This window comes from Massilia sp. 01N410 (genome assembly GCF_056399665.1).
The window spans coordinates 67,703-89,248 of sequence record NZ_JBFTRV010000009.1; the positions used below are offsets into that span (position 1 = coordinate 67,703).

The following is a 21,546-nucleotide window of genomic DNA, read 5'->3' on the forward strand; positions in this document are numbered from 1 at the left end:
AAATGAGCAATACCATGAACACTGCCGGCGCGCCGGTCCTGTCCTGCCGCGGCGTCGGCAAGACCTTCCGCGAAGGCGACTACGCCGTGCGGGTGCTGGACAATATCGACTTTTCCATCGGCCGCGGCGAACGCGTGGCCATCGTCGGCGCCTCCGGGTCCGGCAAGTCGACCCTGCTGCACATCCTCGGCGGCCTCGATACCCCGAGCGGCGGCGCGGTGGTGCTGCAGGGCGAGGACTTCGCCGCGCTGTCGGAAACCCGGCGCGGCGAGCTGCGCAACGCTTCGCTCGGATTCGTCTACCAGTTCCACCATCTGCTGCCGGAGTTCTCGGCGCTGGACAACGTCGCCATGCCGCTCCTGATCCGCCGCGTGAAGCGCGAGGAGGCGGTGGCGCGCGCCGAAGCCATGCTGGCCAGGGTCGGCCTGGCCAAGCGCGCCATCCACCGGCCCGGCGAACTCTCGGGCGGCGAGCGCCAGCGCGTGGCCCTGGCGCGCGCACTCGTCACCGAGCCGGCCTGCGTGCTGGCCGACGAGCCGACCGGGAACCTCGACCACAACACCGCCGAGACCATCTTCGACCTGATGCTGGAACTCTCGCGCACCCTCGGCACCGCCTTCGTGATCGTGACCCACGATCCGGAACTGGCGCGCCGCTGCGACCGCGTGCTGCGCCTGACCGAGCACGGACTGCAGGCCGAACAGACCTGAACCGCCATGTGGATCGACACCCACTGCCACCTCGACGCCCATGAGTTCGGCGACGAGTCCCTGCAGGTCGCGGCGCGCGCAGGGCAGGCCGGGGTGTCGATGATCGTGATCCCGGCCGTCGAACGCGGCAACTTCGAGATCGTTCGCAAGCTGGCCCATGCCGCCCCGAACGCCAGCTACGCGCTCGGCATCCACCCGATCCATGTGCCGCGGGCGACCGAGGACGACCTGGCGCTGCTGCGCCGCCTGGCCGAAGAGGCGATGGCGGACCCGCGCTTCGTGGCCATCGGCGAGATCGGCCTGGACTTTTTCATCCCCATGCTGTGCGAGCCGGCCATGCGCGAGAAGCAGGAGCTTTTCCTGCGCGAGCAGCTGCGCATCGCGCGCGATCTCGGCCTGCCGGTGCTGACCCACGTGCGCCGCTCGCAGGACCAGGTGCTCAAGCACGTGCGCCAGATCAGGCCGAACGGCGGCATCGCCCACGCCTTCAACGGCAGCTTCCAGCAGGCGCAGAACTTCATCGACCTGGGATTCCGCCTCGGCTTCGGCGGCGCCATGACTTTTACGCGCGCACTGCAGATCCGGCGTTTGGCGGCGGAGCTGCCGCTGGACGCCATCGTGCTCGAGACCGATGCGCCCGACATCGCCCCCAGCTGGATCCACCCCGGCCGCAACAGCCCCGAGGAGCTGCCGGCGATCGGCCGCATGCTGGCCGGGCTGCGCGGCGTGCCCGAATCCGAGGTCGGCGCGGCCACCTGGCGCAGCGCGCTGGGCGCGATTCCACGCCTGGAAAAGCTGCTCGCGCCTTGAAGATCGTCTAAGCGCGCGCTTCCTCGCCCATCCATGCATGCATGGTGCCGTGCGCTGACACCGTGAGGCGCAGCAGACGCACCGTCGCGCGCGCCGGTTTCCGCGTTCACGCAGCCACGACCATTCCGGCAGAATGAAGTTCCGTCCGGAGCTGCCCTGAAGCGTATGACGCATTGCAATGTTTGCTCCACGCACCGTGGAAGAATGGGTGCTTCCGCGGCACGACGGCACGCATGGAGGAGACACGGTGGAGAGCGCGAGCGAATTCCTGCGGCTGCTGCAGCACGAGAAGTCCCTGAGCACGGCCCATCGCCCCCTGCGCCTGCGCCTGGCGCACGCCGGGCAGCTCTCCGAGGACGTCCTGCTGCCGCAGCGGGTGGTGGGCAGCGAGGCGGTCTGCGGCGGCATCGAGTATCGCGTCGCCTGCCTGGCCGGCAGCCCGCACCTGCCGCTCAAGGAACTGATCGCACTGCCGGCCGAGATCCAGTTCGTCACCGACCGCGGCCACCTGCGCAGCGTCTGCGGCCTGGTCACCGAGGCGCGCGCCGGCGATTCCGACGGCGCCCTGGCGGCCTACGAACTGGTGCTGCGCGACGTTTTCGCGGTGATGGAAAAGCGCAGCAACAGCCGCGTGTTCCGCTATCAGAACGAGCTGGAGATCGCGCAGGTCCTGTGCGACGAATGGCGCCACTCGAACACCGTGCTGGCGAATGCCTTCGAACTGGAGATCGACCCGCTGATCGACATGCGCGACTACCCGCCGCGCGAACAGACCATGCAGCACAACGAATCGGACGCCGCCTTCGTGCGCCGCCTGCTGAAGCGCCGCGGCATCGCCTGGGTCTTCCGTCCGGGACGCAGCCGCAACACGGCGGTCGACCCCGCCCACGACCGCACCCCGGCCCATACGCTGCTGCTGTTCAGCGACGCCGGCAGCCTGCCGCGCAATGCCGCCGGCAGCGTGCGCTACCACCGCGACGGCATCGCCGACGGCCGCGACACCGTGACCTCCTGGACCGCCGCGCGCCGCCTGCAGCCCGGCGTCACCACCCGCCATAGCTGGGACTACAAGAACCCGGCCGGCGGGCAGTTCATGACTGCCAGCGCGCGCAGCATGGCCGACCAGGGCCCGAGCGGCAACCAGCTCGCCGCCACCCTGGACGACTACCTGATCGAGATGCCGCACGCCGGCAACGACGTCGACGACCACTGGCGCCTCGGCCACGTGCGCATGAGCCGCCACGAATTCGAATCGAAGTGCTTCCACGGCGAGGGCAGCGTGCGGGACTTCTGCGCCGGCCAGTATTTTTCGCTGGAAGACCATCCCGAGATCGATACCCACCCGGCGCCCGAGCGCGACTTCGTCATCACCGAACTGCGCGTGGTGGCCGACAACAACCTGCCGCGCGAGCTGGCCGCGCCGGTGTCCTCGCTGCTCGGCACGGTCGGACCGGCGTCCTCCGCGGAAGGCGGCGGCCGCGTGCGAATCGCCTTCAGCGCGGTCCGGCGCGGCATCCCCATCGTACCCGCCTTCGACCCGCGCAGCGATCTGCCGCATCCGCAGCTGCAAAGCGCGATCGTGGTCGGCCCGCCGAACGAAGACGTGCATTGCGACGCGCTCGGCCGCGTGAAGATCCGCTTTCCCGGCATGCGCGCCGCCGACCACGAGCATGCGCGCGGCGCCGGCGCGTCCGGCGGCCCCGCGGATTCCGCCTGGGTGCGGGTGGCTTCGAACTGGGCCGGCAACGGCAGCGGCAGCCAGCACCAGTCCGGCGACATTCAGCTGCCGCGCGTCGGCACCGAGGTGCTGGTGGCCTTCCTGGGCGGCGACCCGGACCGCCCCATCATTCTTGCCCAACTTTACAACCAGCGCTCGGCGCCGCCGGCCTTCAACGGCGCGGGCAAGCTGCCGGGCAACCGCTATCTGTCCGGCACCCGCACCCGCGAAATCGGCGGCGCACGCGGCAACCAGCTGCGCTTCGACGATACCCGCGGCCAGATCAGCGCCCAGCTGGGCAGCGATCACGGTGCCTCGGAACTCAACCTGGGCTGGATGACCCGGCCGCGCGACCACGGCGGCGCCGAAGCGCGCGGTGAGGGCGCCGAACTGCGCAGCGAGCTGTCGGTGGCGGTGCGCGGCGCGCAAGGTGTGTTGATCAGCGCCGAACCGGGCGAGGGCGGTTCCACCGGCCAGCTCGGGCGCGCCGGCCTGGTCGGCCTGGCCGAAGTCATGCAGGGCATCCTCGACGAAGTCGGCAAGCTGGCGGCCGTCCACAACGAAGACGAGCCCTCGCAGCAGCGCCTGGCCGCGCTGGTCGAAAAGCTCAAGCGCTGGCATGAAGGCAGCAACGTCGCCGAGGGCGCCGCTGGCGGCGGCGCAGCCATCGTCGCCGCCAGCGCCCCGGCCGGCGCGATCGTCGCCAGCAGCGACAACCTGGCGCTGGGCGCGGCCAGCAAGGTGGACGTGGTGAGCGCCGGCGACGCCGAGATCTCGACCGGCCGCAACATCTTCCTGCGCGCCGCCCGCGGCCTGAGCCTGTTCGCCCACGAGATGGGCATGAAGCTGGGCGCGGGGCGCGGCGACATCGTCGTCCAGACCCACCTGGGCAACATCCAGATCAAGTCGTCCGGCCGCATCAGCCTGATCGCCGCCGAACGCATCGAGCTGGAGGCGCCGGCCGTAAAGATCATCGCTCCTGGCGCCACCACCGACTGGATCGACGGCAAGATCACGCACCAGAGCAGCAGCCAGCAGATCCACAAGGGCTCCGACTTCATGTACTTCGGCCCCGGCGGCGCCAGTCCGAAGGACGTGCGCCTGCCTGCTTCGCACCTGCACACCGACGAATACGTGGTACTGCGCCACCTGCAGACCGGCGCGCCGATCCCGAACCAGCGCTATCGCGCCACCTTCGAAGACGGCCGCACCGTGACCGGACGCACCGACGACCAGGGCCGGACTTCGCTGCTGATCGGAGAAATGATCGGCGGCGTCGACATGGCCTACCTTCCCGAAGACGACGATCCGGCCGCCTGAGCCGGATCCATTACCTCACACGGAGCGCGCATGGCAGACCCGACCCGCCCATTGCCGAACCTCGTCCCGCAGCCGGACGGCAGCTGGACCGGACGCACGGTGCTGACGCCGACGGCGCTCAAGACCAGGGGCTTGTTCACGATGCCGCCGTCAAAGGTGGTGCCGGTGATTGTGGTGCCGGGGATTATGGGGACGAATTTGCGGGCGGCGAAGGATTCGAAGAAGCCTGAGAACAGGGCACTCAAGAGGGGAGAAGCCGCTTGGCGCGCTCCGAATGGTATAGCTGAGGGGCTTTATGCCTCGCGCGCATGGAAGGGGCGCGATCCGATAGCGAGACAGAATATTCTTGATGGCGACACACTCGAAGTGGATGACGGCGGGAGCATTTCTTTGCCGTTGGAGGCACGCAACTATGGCATGCTGGAAAAAGAGGTACGTGGGCGTCACTGGGGCGAAGTGCATTGGGGCTCGTATGGCAATCTGCTGTATGGGCTACACGTCGGCCTGAACCACACCTACGAAACGAGCTTGCTCGACAATGTACGTGTGTTGTGCCGGCACTGGAAGGAAATCATGGCCTGTGATCCGGAAAGATGGGGGGAGCGCTCAGTTCAAAAGATCACGGAAAAGGAACTCGAAAAGCACGCCGAGTATTACTTTCCGGTGTACGCGTGTGGATACAACTGGCTTGAATCCTGTGAGGACTCGGCAAAGCGCCTGCGTCAGCGCATCGAAGAGACGATCAAGTTCTGGACTGATAACAAGCGCCAATGCAGTAAGGTCATCCTCGTGACACATTCGATGGGTGGCTTGGTTGCCAGAGCTTGCGCCAAACAAATCCCGGAACACATACTAGGTGTCATTCATGGCGTCATGCCCGCATTCGGCGCTCCGGCCTGCTATCGCCGAATTGCGTGCGGTACTGAAAGCTGGAGCCCCAGCAATGGATCCCTTGACAATACGAAAGCGGAGTTTGTGGCCGACATATTAGGGGGGCGGCCGGAACTTACGATGCCGATAATGGCTACCGCACGCGGCCCGCTGGAACTTTTGCCTAACCATTTGTATCCGGGACCATGGCTGCATGTGTGCATGCTAAGTCGAGTCAATAACAAGGACGTACCACGTGACGTGGTTTATCTGCCGGGTGGTAACCCCTACGACCTTTATCGCGACATGAATTCGTGGTATCGACTCGTCGATCCAGCACTGATCGATCCCGCTGGACACTATAAAAATGACGAACGGAGCGCCAAGAAAGCTGTTCTTGAAGCGATCGATCATACAGAACGATTCCACCGCGACACCCTGGATACTTATTACCACCCAAATACCTACGCATTCTACGGCGCGGATCGGGCACACCTGTCGTTTGGTGCCGTCCGCTGGGTGGCCCGTGTTCCGGGTGGTGATGCGGTCTTTACTGAGGCGAATCTGCGTCGCGCTCGCTTGTTGGGATACCGGGAAACTGTAGGGCGGCGTGTCCAGGTTGAGGGAAAGACGACGCTGGAATTTGTGCCGGCACGGCAGGATGTGGGCGGTGATGGCACCGTTCCACAGCAATCTGGAGCAGGACCGCGAGGGAAGATCCGGCATATATTCGAAATGCGCGGCATTGAGCATCAGGAAGCTTTCAATGACGATAGTGTCTTGCTGCTCACGCAACATCTCGTTGTTAAACTGGTGCAGGAGTCGCCATGAGTTTGGCGAAAAATCCTGTTGCTAAAGCTTATCCGGCGGAGACTTCTTACTGTCCAGATCTCAGGACCGGCACTTCAGCCCGTAGTGACAAAAAACTGCTTGCAACTAACGAAATACTTGCGCCTTCGCAAGGCTACGTCGAGCTGCTGCCATGTCGCTGCGACAATCACCCTATCCTCAAGCCAATTCAGAAGTTGCCATGACGCGAATAAGGAAACGCGGATGGCGGGAACTCATCGTCCTGCTGGCAGCCCTCGCGTGTGCGGGAAGCTGGGCCGCCGGCCAAGTCCGCAGCATGCGCGACAGATCCGAGGTGGCAAAAATGACGGAAAAGATGAAAACGGTATGCGTCGGACGCTACCTGATCGATGTCCCGAGTCAAGCTGAAGTGGACCTCACACATGAAAGGATCGATGGGTTCGAAATTGTATCGGCTGAAGAATCCGAGTTTGAATTCCAGCAGCGTCTTGCCACGCGTGAGGTCGAGATCAACCAGAGGAGCGCCGGATCGGCAAGTAGGGGGGGGGGCGGAATTGTCGAGTCACGCGAACTTCGCATTCCAGGGATGATTGGTCGAACAATTATTTTTGGCCGCACACGTAGCTACGAGTTCATAGAAGGACAAAAGGTAGATGTCGAGTGGGTATCGGTAGAGGCTTATGCGCATACTGCTGGAATGAGCTTTACATTGTCAGCGAAATATGTGGACGAGTCCGATGCTAAAGCGGTTGAAGGGCTGCTTGCACGGCTACAAATGCGCGGGGAAGACGAAATACCAACGGTCCCAGGCTTTTGCGTTTCGCGTGCAATCTTCGCCGAGCCGCTGCCTGCGCACAAAAGTGAACAAGTCGCCATGCACCTCAGCATGCCGGACCACCCGGATGTGGCGCTGACGCTTTTAAGCGTCGCAGGTGGCCGTCCCGGACCAGGTGTGCTTGCACGATATGCAAAGATGGATGCGAACGCCGGGGCCGACGAACTATTGCGGGTAACTAAACTTCGTGCCGAACCACGTAGCATCAATGGCATGGACGGCGAGGAACTTGTCGAACGCATTCGCGAGTTCAATTTTACGACGACATACACGCTCAACTGGGAGCATCGCGGCGCGGATGGGGATCTTTTGCGACCATACTTGTCACTTGAAGCACAGGCCGGCATAGGCGAGCGTCCTGGCGGTAAGCCGGCCGGCGCGAGCTTGCACGAGGACGCTTTGCTGGCACTATGGGATAACGTTGCTTCCAGCGTCCGTTTGCGCAAGAATAAGCCACCACCAAGCTCGGGTCCGGAGCCTGGACCCACGGGCCCTATGCTGGGTGCCATGGTCCAGGCGGGTGAGGTCTGTCCACAGACCGGATGGTGGCGCTGCAGCGACGTCGCCGAAGGTATGAGTGTTTATGGGGGCCGGGTCCAATACACTCGCAAAGACGTACGCATGCCTCAAGCGCTGCTGCTGCCGCGCCAGACTTTGTGGCAAAAGCTGAAACGCATTCAACCGAGCGTGGAGATTCCTCGACGTACGGCCTGGACTTTGGTTGACAAACGCATGCGCCCGCGCAGTATGCCTGCAGTGGCGTTGGCGCCCGCCGTCACGCCGTCACCTGGCCTAAGCCTCGTTGCCGCCGACCACTCCGCAATAGCCATCGGTGCATATATTCGCACCGGAGAAGTTTGTCCCGCCAGCGGTTGGTGGCGCTGTGAAGAGGCGCATGCGCTGGACGGCACGCGTTGGTTTGCTCGGGGGAGCGTGCTGCCGCCCGCTACGTTCCGAGTGCCGGCTGGTGTGTTTGCGAAAGCTGCCGGTCCAGATGTCATCCAGCGTCGCAGTACATGGCAATTGATGCGGCATGCCGAGGCTGCCCTGTCGGTGGCACCTGCTCCAGTTCCGGCAGAGGGCTTGTCTGCCGATGATCCGCCTGCATCAGTCTGATCTGCCGCCATCCTCTTGTCATCTATTGAGCGCCCTTTGGGAGAAGACGCAAATGCGCCGATGGCTCTACGTCGTGATTTCGTTGATGGCCATGGGCTCTATGGGAAGCTGGGCGTTCAGCGAGGCTCGCAGCATGCGCGACAGGTCCGAGGTGGCGCACATGACGGAAAAGATGAAGACAGTGTGTGTCGGCCGCTACGTGGTCGATGTACCTGCCCAAGCCGAAGTCAGCGTTTCCGGCAGTATCCTGGACGGATTCGAGCTTGTCACGGTCGAAGAGAGCGAGACGGCTTTCCGTCGGCGAGTCGCGGCGCGCGAAGCCGCGATCGAAGCGAGCCAAGCGGATCCGGCTACTAATACCGAAGGGGGAATGGTCGAGGCGCACGATCTTCGAAACGCAGGTATGGTCGGGCGAACTTTCCTATACGGGCGCAGCCGCGGGTATTTGATGAAAGGGGATCGGCGTGTCTATAGTGAATCGGTGTCAGTCGACAGTCACGCACATATCGGCGGTGTAAGCGTCTCTCTATCAGCCGATACGACCCAAGAATCGAGGGTGGCTGAGGCTGAGGCACTTCTTGCGCGGATACGGAGGCGTGGCGACGATGAGGTCTCCAGCTTGCCCGGCTTTTGTGTCGAACGCGCCGTCTTTGTCGATCCGCTTCCTGTTCACAGCGGCGAACACATCGTGAGGCATCTTGATCTGCCTGAATACCCTGATCTGGCGTTGTCCCTCGCCAGTATCGCTGGTGCCCGCCCTGGCCCAGGTTTGCTAGCCCGGATAGCCGAAACGGACGCAAGGACGACGCCGGACATGATGCTGCGAATGACGAAGCTTCGGGAAGGCAAACGCAAGATCAACGGTGTCGATGGAGAGGAGGCTCTGCTTCGCGCCCGTGAATACAATCTCATTAAAACGTATGGCTTCAACTGGGAAGCGCACGGCACTCCTGACGATCCGGCACTGCCTTACCTGTCCCTGGAGCTCAGAACTGGAATCAGCGCGCGCCCGGGCGGCAAACCGGCCGACACAAGCCTGCACGAAGACGCACTACTGGCACTATGGGATCGCATCGCCTCCAGTATCCGCCTCCGGAACCCGGACAAGGCCAGCCGCCGCCCGAATTCCACTTCAGTAGATCCGCGGCAGCCCGTCGCCCCCTGAGCGCCCGTCCACGATATCCACGATGCGCAGCGCCATCCTGGGGTTCACAACCGGCGTGCTGGTACTGCAGTCCTCCGCCGGGCTCCCATCCATCGGCGTGCTGATCACCTGCGGCGCCGGCGTCGTCGCACTGATCGCGCTGGCGAAGCGCCCCGGAATCTTCAGCAAGGATGCGGGCAAGGCCTGCGCCGCCGCCATCGCTGGCGCGGTGCTCGGCTACGCCTGGGCCGCGCTGGTGGCCTACCACGCCCTGGCTCCCCGACTGTCCGTTGATGACGAAGGCCGCGATCTCACCATCGTCGGCATCGTCGACAGCCTCCCATATCGCTTCGAACAAGGCCTGCGCTTCAATCTCCAGGTCGAACGCACGGAAACCCCGGGTGGCACCGTCCCGCCGAGGATCGCACTCTCCTGGTACGCCGACCGTCGCGGCGAAGCGAAACTGCCCGCAACGCTGATGCCCGGCGAGCGCTGGCGCCTGACAGTCCGCCTGCAGCGGCCCCACGGCAATGCCAATCCCGGCGGTTTCGATTACGAAGCCTGGCTGCTGGAGCAGGGCGTGCGCGCCACCGGCTATGTGCGCGCCGACGACGCCAATGTCCGCCTGGACGCCTTCGTGCCGCGCTTCGGCACCGTGGTCGAGCGCAGCCGCGCCCTGCTGCGCGAACGCATCCTGCGCGCGCTCGAGGGGCGGCAGTACGCAGGCGTGATCGTCGCGCTGGTGATCGGCGACCAGCGCGGCATCGACCAGTCGGACTGGCAGGTCTTCAACCGCACCGGCATCGGCCACCTGATTTCCATCTCGGGCCTGCACATCACGATGATTGCCGGGCTGGCGGCGCTGGCGGTCTCGAGCCTGTGGCGGCGATCCTTCTTCACCGGCGCCCAGCTGCCCTTGCGGCTGCCGGCGCAAAAGGTCGCCGCCTTGAGCGGGGCGCTGGTCGCGCTGTTGTACGTGCTGCTGGCCGGCTTCGGCGTGCCGGCCCAGCGCACGCTCTACATGCTGACGGTGGTGGCGCTGGCGCTGTGGATGGGCAGGCTGTCCAGCGTCACCCATGTGCTGTGCGCGGCACTCGGCGTGGTCGTGCTGCTCGATCCCTGGGCCGTGCTGTGGCCGGGGTTCTGGCTGTCCTTCGGGGCGGTGGCGGTGATCCTGTTCGGTGGCCACGGCAGGATTGCGCCGCATGAGACCGGGTTGCGCAACAAGATGGCGCTGGCCGCCCGCACCCAGTGGTCGGTGACCTTGGGACTGGTGCCGCTGACCATGCTGCTGTTCGGCCAGGTGTCGCTGGCCAGCCCGCTGGCGAATGCGGTGGCGATCCCGCTGGTGAGTTTTATCGTGACGCCGCTGGCGCTGCTGGGCAGCCTGCTGCCCGCGCCCTTGTCCGGCTGGCTGCTGGTGGCGGCACATGCGGCGGTCGAGGGACTGGCTGCTGCGCTCGGCCATCTGTCCGCGTTGCCGGCGGCGGTCTGGCGCGCACCGTCGCCCCAGCCCTGGGTGTTCCTGCTGGCCCTCGGCGGCACGCTGTGGATGCTGATGCCGCGCGGCTGGCCGCACCGCTGGGCCGGCGCCGCGGCCTGGCTGCCGCTGCTGCTGCAGATGCCCGAGCATCCTGAGCCTGGGCGCTTCCGGGTTATCGCCTTCGACGTCGGCCAGGGCATGGCGCTGCTGGTCGAGACGTCCGGCCACCGCCTGCTGTACGACACCGGTCCCGGCTACGCGCCCGGCCTGGACGCCGGCAGCCGCGTGCTGCTGCCTTATCTGCGCATGCGTGGCATCGGCGTGCTCGACGGCATGGTCGTGAGTCACGGCGACCTCGATCACACCGGCGGCGCGCTGGCGGTGCTGGGCGAACAGCGGGTCGGCTGGGTTGCCTCGTCGCTGGAGGATGGCCATGCCATCGTGCGCGCAGCGCGGCGCCACCTGCGCTGCACGGCGGGCCAGCAGTGGGAGTGGGACGGCGTCCGCTTCGAGATGCTGCATCCGCCGGCGCCGATCTACGCGGACCCGAAGCCGAAGGCGAATGCGCGCAGCTGCACCGTCAGAATCTCGAACGGGCGCACGGCGATCCTGCTGGCCGGCGACATCGAGGCGGCCCAGGAAGCGGCGTTGGTCTCGGCAAACGCAGCGGGCCTGCGTGCCGATGTGCTGCTGGCGCCGCACCACGGCAGCGGCACCTCGTCGACGGCGCCCTTCCTCGCGGCCGTGCAGCCGAGCGTGGGCGTGTTCCAGGTAGGCTGGCGCAACCGCTACAAACATCCCAAGAACGAGGTCTTCGAACGCTACGGCCAGCTCGGCATCGAGCGCCTGCGGACCGACGAGCAGGGCGCCGTCACCCTGGAGTTCGGCGACACGGTCGGCTACGAGGACTACCGCCGCCGGCACGCCCGCTACTGGTACGCCGGGCCGCGCTAGATCAGGTCTCGCGCGGCAAGGTAATCGTCACCCGCAAGCCGCCGCCGGCGCGGTTCGCCGCCGTGATCCGCCCGCCATGGGTCTCGACCACGCGCTTGGCGATCGCCAGGCCCAGGCCGTGGCCGTCGACGTTGTTCTGTGTCGGATTCGAACGAAAGAAGGGATCGAAGATCTTGCCCATGTCTTCCTCGGCGATGCCGGGTCCGCGGTCCAGGACTTCGATGTGCACCGAACCGTCCTCGGGGTGCAGGGCGACGTCGACCGCGCCGTCCGCGCCGCCATGCTTGACGGCGTTGCGCACGATGTTCTCGACCGCGCTCCACAGGAGGTCGGGCGCGCCGCGCACCGTCACCGGGACCGGTGCGTCGACGTCGATGCGGGCGCCGGCTTCGAAGCGCGCATCGTCCGCGATCTGGTCGACCATCTCGACCAGGTCGACCTGTTCCATCGCCGGCGGCTTGCTGGTCGCGTCCAGGCGCGACAGGGTCAGCAGCTCGCCCACCAGGCGGTCCATGCGCACGCTTTCGCGTTCGATGCGGTCGAGCGAAGCCTGGATCTTTTCCGGCTGCTGGTGGGCCAGGCCGATCGCCGCCTGCAGGCGCGCCAGCGGCGAGCGCAGTTCGTGGGAGACGTCGTGCAGCAGGCGGCGCTGGCCGTCCATCAGGGCGCGCAGCTGGGCGCTCATGCGGTCGAAGTCCTGGCCCAGTTCGGCCAGCTCGTCGCCGCCGACCGCCATCCTGGTCTCGGCGAACTTGGGCGCGAGATCGCCGGCGGCGGCGGATTCGAAGGCGCCGCGCAGGGCGCGGATCGGGCGCGAGAAATACCAGGCGAGGAGGGCTGCGAACAGGAAGCTGGCCAGAGTCGCGGCGACGATCGGCAGCCAGCGGCCGACGTGGCGTCCGAACTCGGGCGGCAGGCCGAATCCGCCGCCGGGGCCGCGTGGACCGGGACCGAGGCCGGGACCGAGCCCGGGACCGGTGCCGCGGCCCGAGCCATAGCCGCCGGCGTCGCGCGAGGCGATCCGGGGGCCGGGCAGGGCGCCCACGCCGGCACCGGCCCCGGCGCCCGCGCCGCCGGCAAACCCGGGCTTCGGCATCTCGCCGCCGGCGCCCGGATAGGGGCCCGGGACGCGCGAAGCAAATGCCAGGTAGCGCCGGCCGTCCGGGGCGGTCAGGCGTGCGACGGCATGGAGGGACTGCGGGCCGGCTTCGAGGTCGCGTTCGACCTGCTCGCGCAGCTTGACCGGCACCGAGCGCCCGAGCAGTTCGTGGCCCTGCTCGTCGAGCACATACAGGCGCACGCGGCGGTTGCTGGCGGCCAGCTCGCGCAGGCCGTCGATGCCGCCGTGTCTCAGGGTGGCAGTGGCCGCGTCGAGCATGATGGCGGCGGGCGGGCCGACGTCCAGCGTCGGTTCGGTGTTGCGATGCCGGGCCTGGTCGCGCAGCCACACGGTGCCGCCGATGCCGATCGTGGCCGCCACCTGGGCGAGCAGGATCGACAGGAAGAACTTCCAGAACAGCCGGCCCATCGTTATTCGCGGATCAGCTGGTAGCCGAGACGGTAGACGGTCTGCAGGCAGGAGCGGCCGTCCGCCAGCGTGCCCAGCTTGTGGCGCAGGCTGCTCAGGTGGACGTCGATGTTGCGGTCGAAGCGGGCCAGCGGACGGCCCAGGCCCTGTTCGGACAGGTCGTTCTTGCTGACCGGGCGGCCGGCGTTGCGGGCCAGGACTTCGAGCAGGTTGAATTCGGTGCTGGTCAGTTCCAGCGGTACGCCGTCCCAGGTGGCGCGGCGCTGTTCGGGCAGCATGGTCAGCTTGCCGACCGACAGCGTGATGCCGGTTCCCTCGGTGCCGGTGCCCTGGGTGCGGCGCAGGATGGCGCGCACGCGGGCAGTCATCTCGCGCGGGGTACAGGGCTTGGTCACGTAGTCGTCGGCGCCCAGTTCGAGGCCGAGGATGCGGTCGGCGTCGTCGCCGCGGCCGGTCAGCATCAGCACGGGGATGCGGCTGGCGGCGCGGATGCGGCGCAGGGTCTCGATGCCGTTCATGCGAGGCATCATCACGTCGAGGATGACGATGGCGTACTGGCCGCTGAGCGCTTCGCGCGCCCCGGCTTCGCCGTCGTGGGCACAGGCCACCCGGAAGCCTTCCTGCTCCAGGTATTCGGTGAACATCCCGACCAGTTCGGTATCGTCGTCGATTAACAGCACTTGAGTCATGTTCGCATCTTAGCAAATGGCGGGAAATGGGGCAGCCGGCCATGGATTCTCTTTACCTCGTTTTACACCGGCCTAACACCACTTAACAGAGGCGCACACGACAATGCGGCATCCCAACCACTCAAGGATGCACGACATGAATCCGACGCGCAAAATCATCGCCGCCGCACTGCTCGCGGCCTGCTGTGCCACCACCTTCGCCGCCGGCCAGCTGGAAGCCCCTCCGGCTGACGGCGGCCAGGACGCCGCCCAGGGCCGCGAAGGCCGCGGTCCTGGTCCTGGTCCTGGTCCTGGTCCCGAAGCGGAAGGCCGTGGCCCTGGCGGTCCCGGTTTCGGCCACGGCGGCGAGCACAGTGGCGGTCCGGGCTTCGGCCACGAGGGCGGTCCCGGATTCGGCCATCACGGCGGCCTGCACCTGACCGAAGCCCAGCAGGACAAACTGTTCGCGATCCGGCATGCCGCCGCGCCGCAGCTCCGCCAGCAGGAAAAGGCGGTGCGGCGCGCCCACGAAGCCCTGCGCGCCCTCGGCGACGCCGCCCAGTTCGACGAAGCCAGGGCCAGTGCCGCCTCGCGCGAGCTCGGCCAGGCGATCGCCGCCGAGGCGCTGCTGCAGGCCCGCGTCCACGCCCAGGTGCTGGCCGTGCTGACGCCCGAACAGCGCGAGCAGATGCGCAAGCGCCGCCCGCAGCCGCCGCAAGAGCGTCCCTGATCGGGAAGGGAGGCGCCGACGGCGATGCGGTGTGCTGCACCTGGTGCTGCCGGCTGTAGGCGTTTCCCTCTAAACGGAAAGCGCGCCGGCAACCCGTGCGCTGCAATGCCCTTACAATGGGCGGCATGAACAAGCCTCTGCTGCATTTCACGCACGGGAACAGCTATCCCTCGGGCTCCTACGGACGCCTGCTCGGGGAGTTGGGCCGCGATTTCGACGTCCACACCACCGACATGCTCGGCCACGATCCGCGCTTTCCGGCGGACGACAACTGGCATGCGCTGATCGACGAGCTGATCGCCCAGCTCGAACGCCATGACGAACCGGTGATCCTGGTCGGGCACTCGCTCGGCGGCGCGGTCGGCATGCTGGCCGCCTGGCGCCGGCCGGATCTCGCGCGCTGCGTGGTGATGCTGGATTCGCCGGTGGTGGCGGGCTGGCGCGCCCACGTCTGGCGGATCGCGAAAGCGCTGGGCCTGGGACGCAAGCTGTCCCCGGGCGGCATCGCCGAACGGCGCCGCAATGTCTGGCCTTCGCGCGCGGCCGCCTACGAACACTTCATCTCGAAACCGATATTCCAGGCCTGGGCGCCGGGCGCGCTGGACGACTATCTCGACCACGGCCTGGCCCCGCATCCGCAAGGCGTGCAGCTGCGCTTCGACCGCGACGTCGAGGCGGCCATCTACAGCAGCCTGCCGCACGACATGGGCGAGGTGCTGCGCAAGCCCTACCCGCTGCCGATCGGCTTCGTGGCCGGCACCCGTTCGGAAGAACTGCGCCAGGCCGGCATGGCCTCGACCCGCAGGCTGGTGGGCGAGAATCTGGTCACGATCGAGGGCTCCCACCTGTATCCGATGGAGTCGCCCCAGCTCACCGCGCAGCTGACCCGCGAGATGATAGGACGTCTTTTGCCCGAGCTTGCGACAGATGACCGCCGCAAGGCTTTCGCGTAGAATCGCGGGTTACTATTCATTCACCGGAAAGCCCTGCGATGAGCATCAAAAGCGACAAATGGATCCGCCGGATGGCGGAAGAACACGGCATGATCGAGCCTTTCTCGGCCAAGCAGGTCAGGGAAAACGAAGGCCGCAAGATCATCTCCTGGGGTACCTCGTCGTACGGCTACGACATCCGCTGCGCCGACGAATTCAAGGTGTTCACGAACATCAACAGCACCATCGTCGATCCGAAGAACTTCGATTCGAACTCCTTCGTGGACGTGAAAAGCGACGTCTGCATCATCCCGCCGAACTCCTTCGCGCTCGCCCGCACCATCGAGTACTTCCGCATCCCGCGCAATGTGCTGACGGTCTGCCTCGGCAAGTCGACCTATGCGCGCTGCGGCATCATCGTCAACGTGACGCCCTTCGAGCCGGAGTGGGAAGGCTATGTGACCCTGGAGTTCTCGAACACCACGCCGCTGCCGGCCAAGATCTACGCTGGCGAGGGCTGCGCCCAGGTGCTGTTCTTCGAAAGCGACGAAGTCTGCGAGACTTCGTACAAGGACCGTGGCGGCAAGTACCAGGGCCAGCATGGCGTGACCTTGCCGAAGACCTGATACGGTTTTCGATGCCTGGTGCGCCAGGCTGTATCATGTTCAAAAGGGGCTGCGGCCCCTTTTTTCGTTTGCGAGCCCTTGGCTTCAGTAAGCCGGCGAAAAATCCTCAAGCGCCTTGATGCGCTCCTTGGCGTGGGTCTGCATGCAGCCGATATACATGACGGTGCGGATGGTGCCGCCGGCATTGCGCTGGTAGACGGCATCGCAATCGGCCTCGCGGAATTTGACCCAGGCGCGCTGCGCCACGATCAGCTTCTTCTTCGTCTCGATGCTTTCATTGCCCTCGTCGTCGAGCGCCTTGAGCGTCCGCTGGTACGCCTGGTTGAGCTTCGCTTCGACCGCTTTCTGCTCGATGGCCGCGCATTCGTTGATTTCGCGAGTGCTCATAAAAAAAGCCCGGATCGCTCCGGGCTTGCGAATGACGCGGCCGTGAATCAGTCCTGCCTCACGCAGTCGACGAAATACCCCAGCTTGCCATCCACCTCACGCTTGACCAGGCCGTGCACATCGGTCTCGAAGCCCGGGAAGCGCTCATTGAAATCACGCGCAAAACGCAGGTAGTCGACGATGGTCTTGTTGAAGCGCTCGCCCGGGATCAGCAGCGGGATGCCCGGCGGGTAAGGCGTCAGCAGGATCGCCGTGATGCGGCCTTCCAGGTCTTCGATCGCCACGCGCTCGATCTCGCGGTGGGCCATCTTGGCGAAGGCGTCCGACGGCTTCATCGCCGGGATCATGTCCGACAAATACATCTCGGTGGTCAGGCGGGCCACGTCGCGCGACTTGTAGAAGTCGTGGATTTGCTGGCAGAGGTCGCGCAGGCCCCAGGATTCGTAGCGCGGGTTGGCCGCGGTGAACTCCGGCATGATGCGCCACATCGGCTGGTTGCGGTCGTAGTCGTCCTTGAACTGCTGCAGGGCGGTGACCAGGGTGTTCCAGCGGCCCTTGGTGATGCCGATCGTGAACAGGATGAAGAAGGAGTACAGGCCGCACTTCTCGATGATCACGCCGTGCTCGGCCAGGTACTTGGTCACGATCGAGGCCGGGATGCCGGAGTCGTCGAAGGATCCGTCCAGTGCCAGGCCCGGGGTCACCACGGTGGCCTTGATCGGGTCCAGCATGTTGAAGCCTTCGGCCAGCTTGCCGAAGCCGTGCCAGGTGTCCTCGGCATGGATCATCCAGTCGGCCTGGGTGCCGATGCCTTCCTCGCTGGTGACCTGCGGGCCCCAGACCTTGAACCACCAGTCGTCGCCGATCTCTTCGTCGACCTTCTGCATGGCGCGGCGGAAGTCCAGCGATTCGTAGATCGACTCTTCGACCAGGGCGGTGCCGCCCGGCGCTTCCATCATCGCGGCGGCGACGTCGCAGGACGCGATGATCGAGTATTGCGGCGAGGTCGAGGTGTGCATCAGGTAGGCCTCGTTGAAGGCGTCCTGGTCCAGCTTGACGGTTTCCGACTCGCGCACCAGCACCTGCGAGGCCTGCGAGAGGCCGGCCAGCAGCTTGTGGGTCGACTGGGTCGAGAAGATCATCGACTCCTTGGCGCGCGGGCGGTCGCGGCCGATCGCGTGCATGTTCTTGTAGAAGTCGTGGAAGGTCGCGTGCGGGATCCAGGCTTCGTCGAAGTGCAGGGTGTCGATCTTGCCGTCCAGCAGTTCGCGCAGGGTCTCGACGTTATAGACCACGCCGTCGTAGGTAGACTGGGTGATGGTCAGGATGCGCGGCTTCTTGTTCTTGGCTTCGCGGGCGAAGGGGTTCGCTTCGATCTTCCTGCGGATCGACTCCGGCGAGAACTCTTCCAGTGGGATCGGGCCGATGATGCCGAGGTTGTTCCGGGTCGGCATCAGGAAGACCGGGATCGCGCCGCACATGATGATCGAGTGCAGGATCGACTTGTGGCAGTTACGGTCGACCACGACGATGTCGCCCGGCGCCACGGTCGAGTGCCAGACCATCTTGTTCGAGGTCGAGGTGCCGTTGGTGACGAAGTAGCAGTGATCGGCGTTGTAGATGCGGGCGGCGTTGCGCTCGGACTTGGCCACTGGGCCGGTGTGGTCCAGCAGCTGGCCGAGTTCCTCGACTGCGTTGCAGACGTCGGCGCGCAGCATGTTCTCGCCGAAGAACTGGTGGAACATCTGGCCGATCGGCGATTTCAGGAAGGCGACGCCGCCGGAGTGGCCGGGGCAGTGCCAGGAATAGGAGCCGTCGTTGGCGTAGTTGACCAGGGCGCGGAAGAAGGGCGGCGCCAGGCTGTCCAGGTAGGCTTTCGCTTCGCGGATGATGTGGCGCGCCACGAACTCCGGCGTGTCCTCGAACATGTGGATGAAGCCGTGCAGCTCCTTCAGGATGTCGTTCGGGATGTGGCGGCTGGTGCGGGTCTCGCCGTAGATGTAGATCGGGATGTCCGAGTTCTTGTGGCGGATCTCCTGCACGAAGGCGCGCAGCGCGCTAAGGGCGAAATTGGTCTCTTCGAGCGTCCCGCCGCCGAATTCCTCGTCGTCGATCGACAGCACGAAGGCCGAGGCGCGCGACTGCTGCTGGGCGAACTGGGACAGGTCGCCATAGCTCGTCAGGCCCAGCACTTCCATGCCTTCTTTTTCCATCGCGGCGGCCAGCGCGCGAATGCCGAGGCCCGAAGTGTTCTCGGAACGGAAGTCCTCGTCAATGATGACGATAGGGAATCGAAATTTCATGGACAGCTCCAAAGCGAAGCGCCGTGCACCCCATCTCCAGGAATGTAGAGATGGCCGGGCACGGCACCGTAAAAAATTGAGAAGCGGATTTTCGCAGAAAACTTCCGGTCCCGTGCAAAAATTTTTGCTAGGTTAACCAGACTGGTCCGATCGTGGCGCACTCTTGTGGCCGAGCCTACTTCCTGCGCTCGTAAGTGACGAAGGCAAACGCCACCCCATCGGCCGAGCGATGCTCCTCGCGCGCGGTCTCGATCCAGGTTGCCGGGTCGATCTCGGGGAAGAAGGTGTCGCAGCGGTAGACGCCGTCGATGTGCGTGATGATCATGCGGTCGGCGAGGCCCATCGATTCATGGAAGATCTGGGCGCCGCCGATGATGCTGGCGGGTTCATCGCCGGCGAGGGCGACCGCCTCCTGCAGCGACCCCGCCACCTCGACGCCGGCGTAGCACCAGTCCGCGTTGCGGGTGACGACGATGTTGCGGCGCTTGGGCAGCGGGCGGCCGATCGAGTCGAAGGTCTTGCGGCCCATGATGATGGGATGGCCGAGGGTGACCCGCTTGAAGTGGGCCAGGTCCTCGGGCAGGTGCCAGGGCAGCTGGTTGTCGACGCCGATGCCGCGCTGGCCGTCCATCGCGACCACGAGAGTGATTTGCTTAGCCATGGGATTACACCGCCACCGGGGCCTTGATCGCGGGATGCGGATCGTAGCCGACCACCTCGAAGTCGTCGAACTTGTAGTCGAACAGCGACTCCGGCTTGCGGCGGATGACCAGCTTCGGCAGCGGGCGTTCTTCGCGAGACAGCTGCAGCTCGACCTGTTCCATGTGGTTCGCGTACAGGTGGCAGTCGCCGCCGGTCCAGATGAAGTCGCCCACTTCCAGGCCGGCCTGCTGGGCCATCATGTGGGTCAGCAGGGCGTAGGAAGCGATATTGAAGGGTACGCCGAGGAAGATGTCGGCGCTGCGCTGGTAGAGCTGGCAGGACAGCTTGCCTTCGGCCACGTAGAACTGGAAGAAGGCGTGGCAGGGCGGCAGCTTCATCTGCGGTACGTCGGCGACGTTCCAGGCGGAGACGATCATGCGGCGCGAATCCGGATTGTTCCTGATCTGGTCCAGCACCTGGCTGACCTGGTCGATGTGCGAACCGTCCGGCGCCGGCCAGCTGCGCCACTGGTAGCCGTAGATCGGGCCCAGGTTGCCGTTCTCGTCGGCCCACTCGTCCCAGATCGAGACGCCGTTCTCCTTCAGGTAGGCGATATTGGTCGAACCGTTCAGGAACCAGATGAGTTCATGGATGATCGACTTCAGGTGCACCTTCTTGGTCGTCACCAGCGGGAAGCCGTCCTGGAGGTTGAATCGCATCTGGTAGCCGAACACGGAACGCGTGCCGGTACCGGTGCGATCCAGCTTGACCGTGCCATGGTCGCGGACATGGCGCATGAGGTCTGTGTATTGGCGCATCGGGGTTTCGGTGTAAAGCGGGTTGATGATCCGGCATTTTAACCGATCGCCGCCTGCACCTCGGCCGCCAGCAGCGCCGCCGCCTCACGCACACGTCCGTCGGGCGCTTCGAGGAGATTGTCGCCCACGTAGAGTTCGAAGTAGGAGGTGTCGGGCAGCACGCCGTGGCTGATGCGGTGGAAGATCCACAGCCCGTGCTCGGCCGCCAGTTTGCGGCGGATCTCGAGCGCGCGCTCGCGGCCGACCGGCAGGTGCACGTGCAGCATATTGGCCTGGGGCGCCGCCGGATTGAGCTTCAGGACCGGATGCTCGGCCAGTACCTCGTACACGAAGCGGGTGCGCTCGAACAGCGCCGGCATGCTGGCCAGGCGCGCATCGAACTGCATTGCCGCCGCCACCACGTAGGGGCTCTGGTGCACCAGCTTGCCGCCCTGGCGCGCGAACCATTTGGCGGCACGGGCCACGAATTCGCGCGTCCCCAGCAGCATCGCACCACCGACGCCGCCGATACCCTTGTACAGCGAGACGTAGACCGAATCGAAGCCGGCTGCGATCTCGGCCAGCGGACGGCCATAACCGGCCGCCGCTTCCCACAGGCGCGCGCCGTCCATGTGCAGGTGGATGCCCTTCGCGCGGCAGTGCGCCTTGATCGCCTGCAGTTCGTCCCAGCTGGAGAGCTGGCCGCCGATCTCGCGCATCGGGATCTCGAGGCCGACGGCGGACAGCCGTTCCGGAATGCCGGTGATGTCGGCCGCGGTCCAGGGACGGTGGCGCTCGCCGACCGACAGCGCGGCGAAGTGGTTCAGAAGCTGGTAGTTCGACTGCTCGTGCACGAAGATGTGCGAAGTCGGGTGCAGGGCCACCGGCGCCATGCCACGGTCCATCGCGGCCAGGCGCAGGGCGGTCACCTGGGTCATGGTGCCGGAAATGCAGAAGACGGCCGCTTCGAAGCCGAGCAGTTCGGCGACCTTGCGTTCGAAGTCCTGGACCACCGCGCCTTCGCCGTAGAGGTCGTGCTGGATGCCCTTGGCTTCGCACCAGGCGGCCATGGCGGAGAACATCTCGGCCGGGCGGCGGGCGCGGTGGCCGGGGAGGACGGTGGTGCAGCGTGCAAGCAGTTCGGTATCGCTCAAGGGGGGCTCC

17 protein-coding genes are annotated in these 21,546 nt (G+C 65.7%); 10 read left to right on the forward strand and 7 right to left on the reverse strand.

Annotated features, from left to right (window positions below):
* The first annotated feature begins 2 nt into the window (after positions 1–2).
* The 7 genes from lolD (at position 3) to AC1DOP_RS14100 (ending at position 11,769) form a co-directional block, all read left to right on the forward strand.
* Positions 3–710 carry a lipoprotein-releasing ABC transporter ATP-binding protein LolD gene (gene lolD / locus AC1DOP_RS14070; RefSeq protein ID WP_442122033.1) on the forward strand — a complete coding sequence of 236 codons (708 nt, stop codon included), beginning with the start codon at positions 3–5 and terminating at the stop codon, positions 708–710.
* Positions 711–716: 6 nt separating this feature from the next.
* Positions 717–1,520, forward strand: a complete 804-nt coding sequence (locus AC1DOP_RS14075; RefSeq protein ID WP_477251812.1) for a TatD family hydrolase — start codon at positions 717–719, stop codon at positions 1,518–1,520.
* 247 nt (positions 1,521–1,767) lie between these two features.
* Positions 1,768–4,557: a type VI secretion system Vgr family protein gene (locus AC1DOP_RS14080; protein WP_477251814.1), complete on the forward strand. Its 2,790-nt coding sequence runs from the start codon at positions 1,768–1,770 to the stop codon at positions 4,555–4,557.
* A 30-nt stretch (positions 4,558–4,587) separates the two neighbouring features.
* The gene (locus AC1DOP_RS14085) at positions 4,588–6,258 is read left to right on the forward strand and encodes an esterase/lipase family protein (RefSeq protein WP_477251816.1); all 1,671 of its coding nucleotides are present in this window, start codon (positions 4,588–4,590) and stop codon (positions 6,256–6,258) included.
* 151 nt (positions 6,259–6,409) lie between these two features.
* Positions 6,410–8,188 (forward strand): T6SS immunity protein Tli4 family protein, encoded by a 1,779-nt coding sequence (locus AC1DOP_RS14090; RefSeq protein ID WP_477251818.1) that lies wholly within the window; start codon positions 6,410–6,412, stop codon positions 8,186–8,188.
* A gap of 52 nt (positions 8,189–8,240) precedes the next feature.
* Positions 8,241–9,353, forward strand: a complete 1,113-nt coding sequence (locus AC1DOP_RS14095) for a T6SS immunity protein Tli4 family protein (RefSeq protein ID WP_477251820.1) — start codon at positions 8,241–8,243, stop codon at positions 9,351–9,353.
* Positions 9,354–9,375: 22 nt separating this feature from the next.
* The gene (locus AC1DOP_RS14100; RefSeq protein WP_477251822.1) at positions 9,376–11,769 is read left to right on the forward strand and encodes a DNA internalization-related competence protein ComEC/Rec2; all 2,394 of its coding nucleotides are present in this window, start codon (positions 9,376–9,378) and stop codon (positions 11,767–11,769) included.
* A 1-nt stretch (position 11,770) separates the two neighbouring features.
* Here the strand turns inward: AC1DOP_RS14100 and AC1DOP_RS14105 are convergent, their stop codons facing one another.
* Together AC1DOP_RS14105 and AC1DOP_RS14110 are read right to left on the reverse strand one after the other, a co-directional pair.
* On the reverse strand, positions 11,771–13,297 hold the full coding sequence (locus AC1DOP_RS14105) for a sensor histidine kinase (protein ID WP_477251824.1): 1,527 nt from the start codon (positions 13,295–13,297) through the stop codon (positions 11,771–11,773).
* 2 nt (positions 13,298–13,299) lie between these two features.
* On the reverse strand, positions 13,300–13,986 hold the full coding sequence (locus AC1DOP_RS14110; protein WP_477251826.1) for a response regulator transcription factor: 687 nt from the start codon (positions 13,984–13,986) through the stop codon (positions 13,300–13,302).
* Positions 13,987–14,122: 136 nt separating this feature from the next.
* Here AC1DOP_RS14110 and AC1DOP_RS14115 point away from each other — a divergent pair, with 136 nt between their 5' ends.
* The 3 genes from AC1DOP_RS14115 to dcd all read left to right on the forward strand — a co-directional run bounded on the left by AC1DOP_RS14115 (position 14,123) and on the right by dcd (position 16,253).
* On the forward strand, positions 14,123–14,695 hold the full coding sequence (locus AC1DOP_RS14115; protein WP_477251828.1) for a Spy/CpxP family protein refolding chaperone: 573 nt from the start codon (positions 14,123–14,125) through the stop codon (positions 14,693–14,695).
* A gap of 125 nt (positions 14,696–14,820) precedes the next feature.
* Positions 14,821–15,648, forward strand: coding sequence for an alpha/beta fold hydrolase (locus AC1DOP_RS14120; RefSeq protein WP_477251830.1), 828 nt, complete (start codon positions 14,821–14,823; stop codon positions 15,646–15,648).
* Between the two features lie 38 nt (positions 15,649–15,686).
* Positions 15,687–16,253, forward strand: coding sequence for a dCTP deaminase (dcd, locus tag AC1DOP_RS14125; protein WP_442122044.1), 567 nt, complete (start codon positions 15,687–15,689; stop codon positions 16,251–16,253).
* 84 nt (positions 16,254–16,337) lie between these two features.
* Here dcd and AC1DOP_RS14130 read toward each other — a convergent pair whose 3' ends face one another.
* The 5 genes from AC1DOP_RS14130 to AC1DOP_RS14150 all read right to left on the reverse strand — a co-directional run bounded on the left by AC1DOP_RS14130 (position 16,338) and on the right by AC1DOP_RS14150 (position 21,536).
* Complete coding sequence (locus tag AC1DOP_RS14130; RefSeq protein ID WP_442122045.1) at positions 16,338–16,640, reverse strand: lysozyme inhibitor LprI family protein; 303 nt, start codon at positions 16,638–16,640, stop codon at positions 16,338–16,340.
* A gap of 47 nt (positions 16,641–16,687) precedes the next feature.
* On the reverse strand, positions 16,688–18,943 hold the full coding sequence (locus AC1DOP_RS14135; protein ID WP_442122046.1) for an Orn/Lys/Arg family decarboxylase: 2,256 nt from the start codon (positions 18,941–18,943) through the stop codon (positions 16,688–16,690).
* Between the two features lie 175 nt (positions 18,944–19,118).
* Positions 19,119–19,604 carry a dihydrofolate reductase gene (locus AC1DOP_RS14140; protein WP_442122047.1) on the reverse strand — a complete coding sequence of 162 codons (486 nt, stop codon included), beginning with the start codon at positions 19,602–19,604 and terminating at the stop codon, positions 19,119–19,121.
* Positions 19,605–19,608: 4 nt separating this feature from the next.
* Positions 19,609–20,403 (reverse strand): thymidylate synthase, encoded by a 795-nt coding sequence (thyA, locus tag AC1DOP_RS14145; RefSeq protein ID WP_442122048.1) that lies wholly within the window; start codon positions 20,401–20,403, stop codon positions 19,609–19,611.
* 38 nt (positions 20,404–20,441) lie between these two features.
* Positions 20,442–21,536 carry a threonine aldolase family protein gene (locus AC1DOP_RS14150; protein WP_477251833.1) on the reverse strand — a complete coding sequence of 365 codons (1,095 nt, stop codon included), beginning with the start codon at positions 21,534–21,536 and terminating at the stop codon, positions 20,442–20,444.
* Positions 21,537–21,546 lie beyond the last annotated feature (10 nt).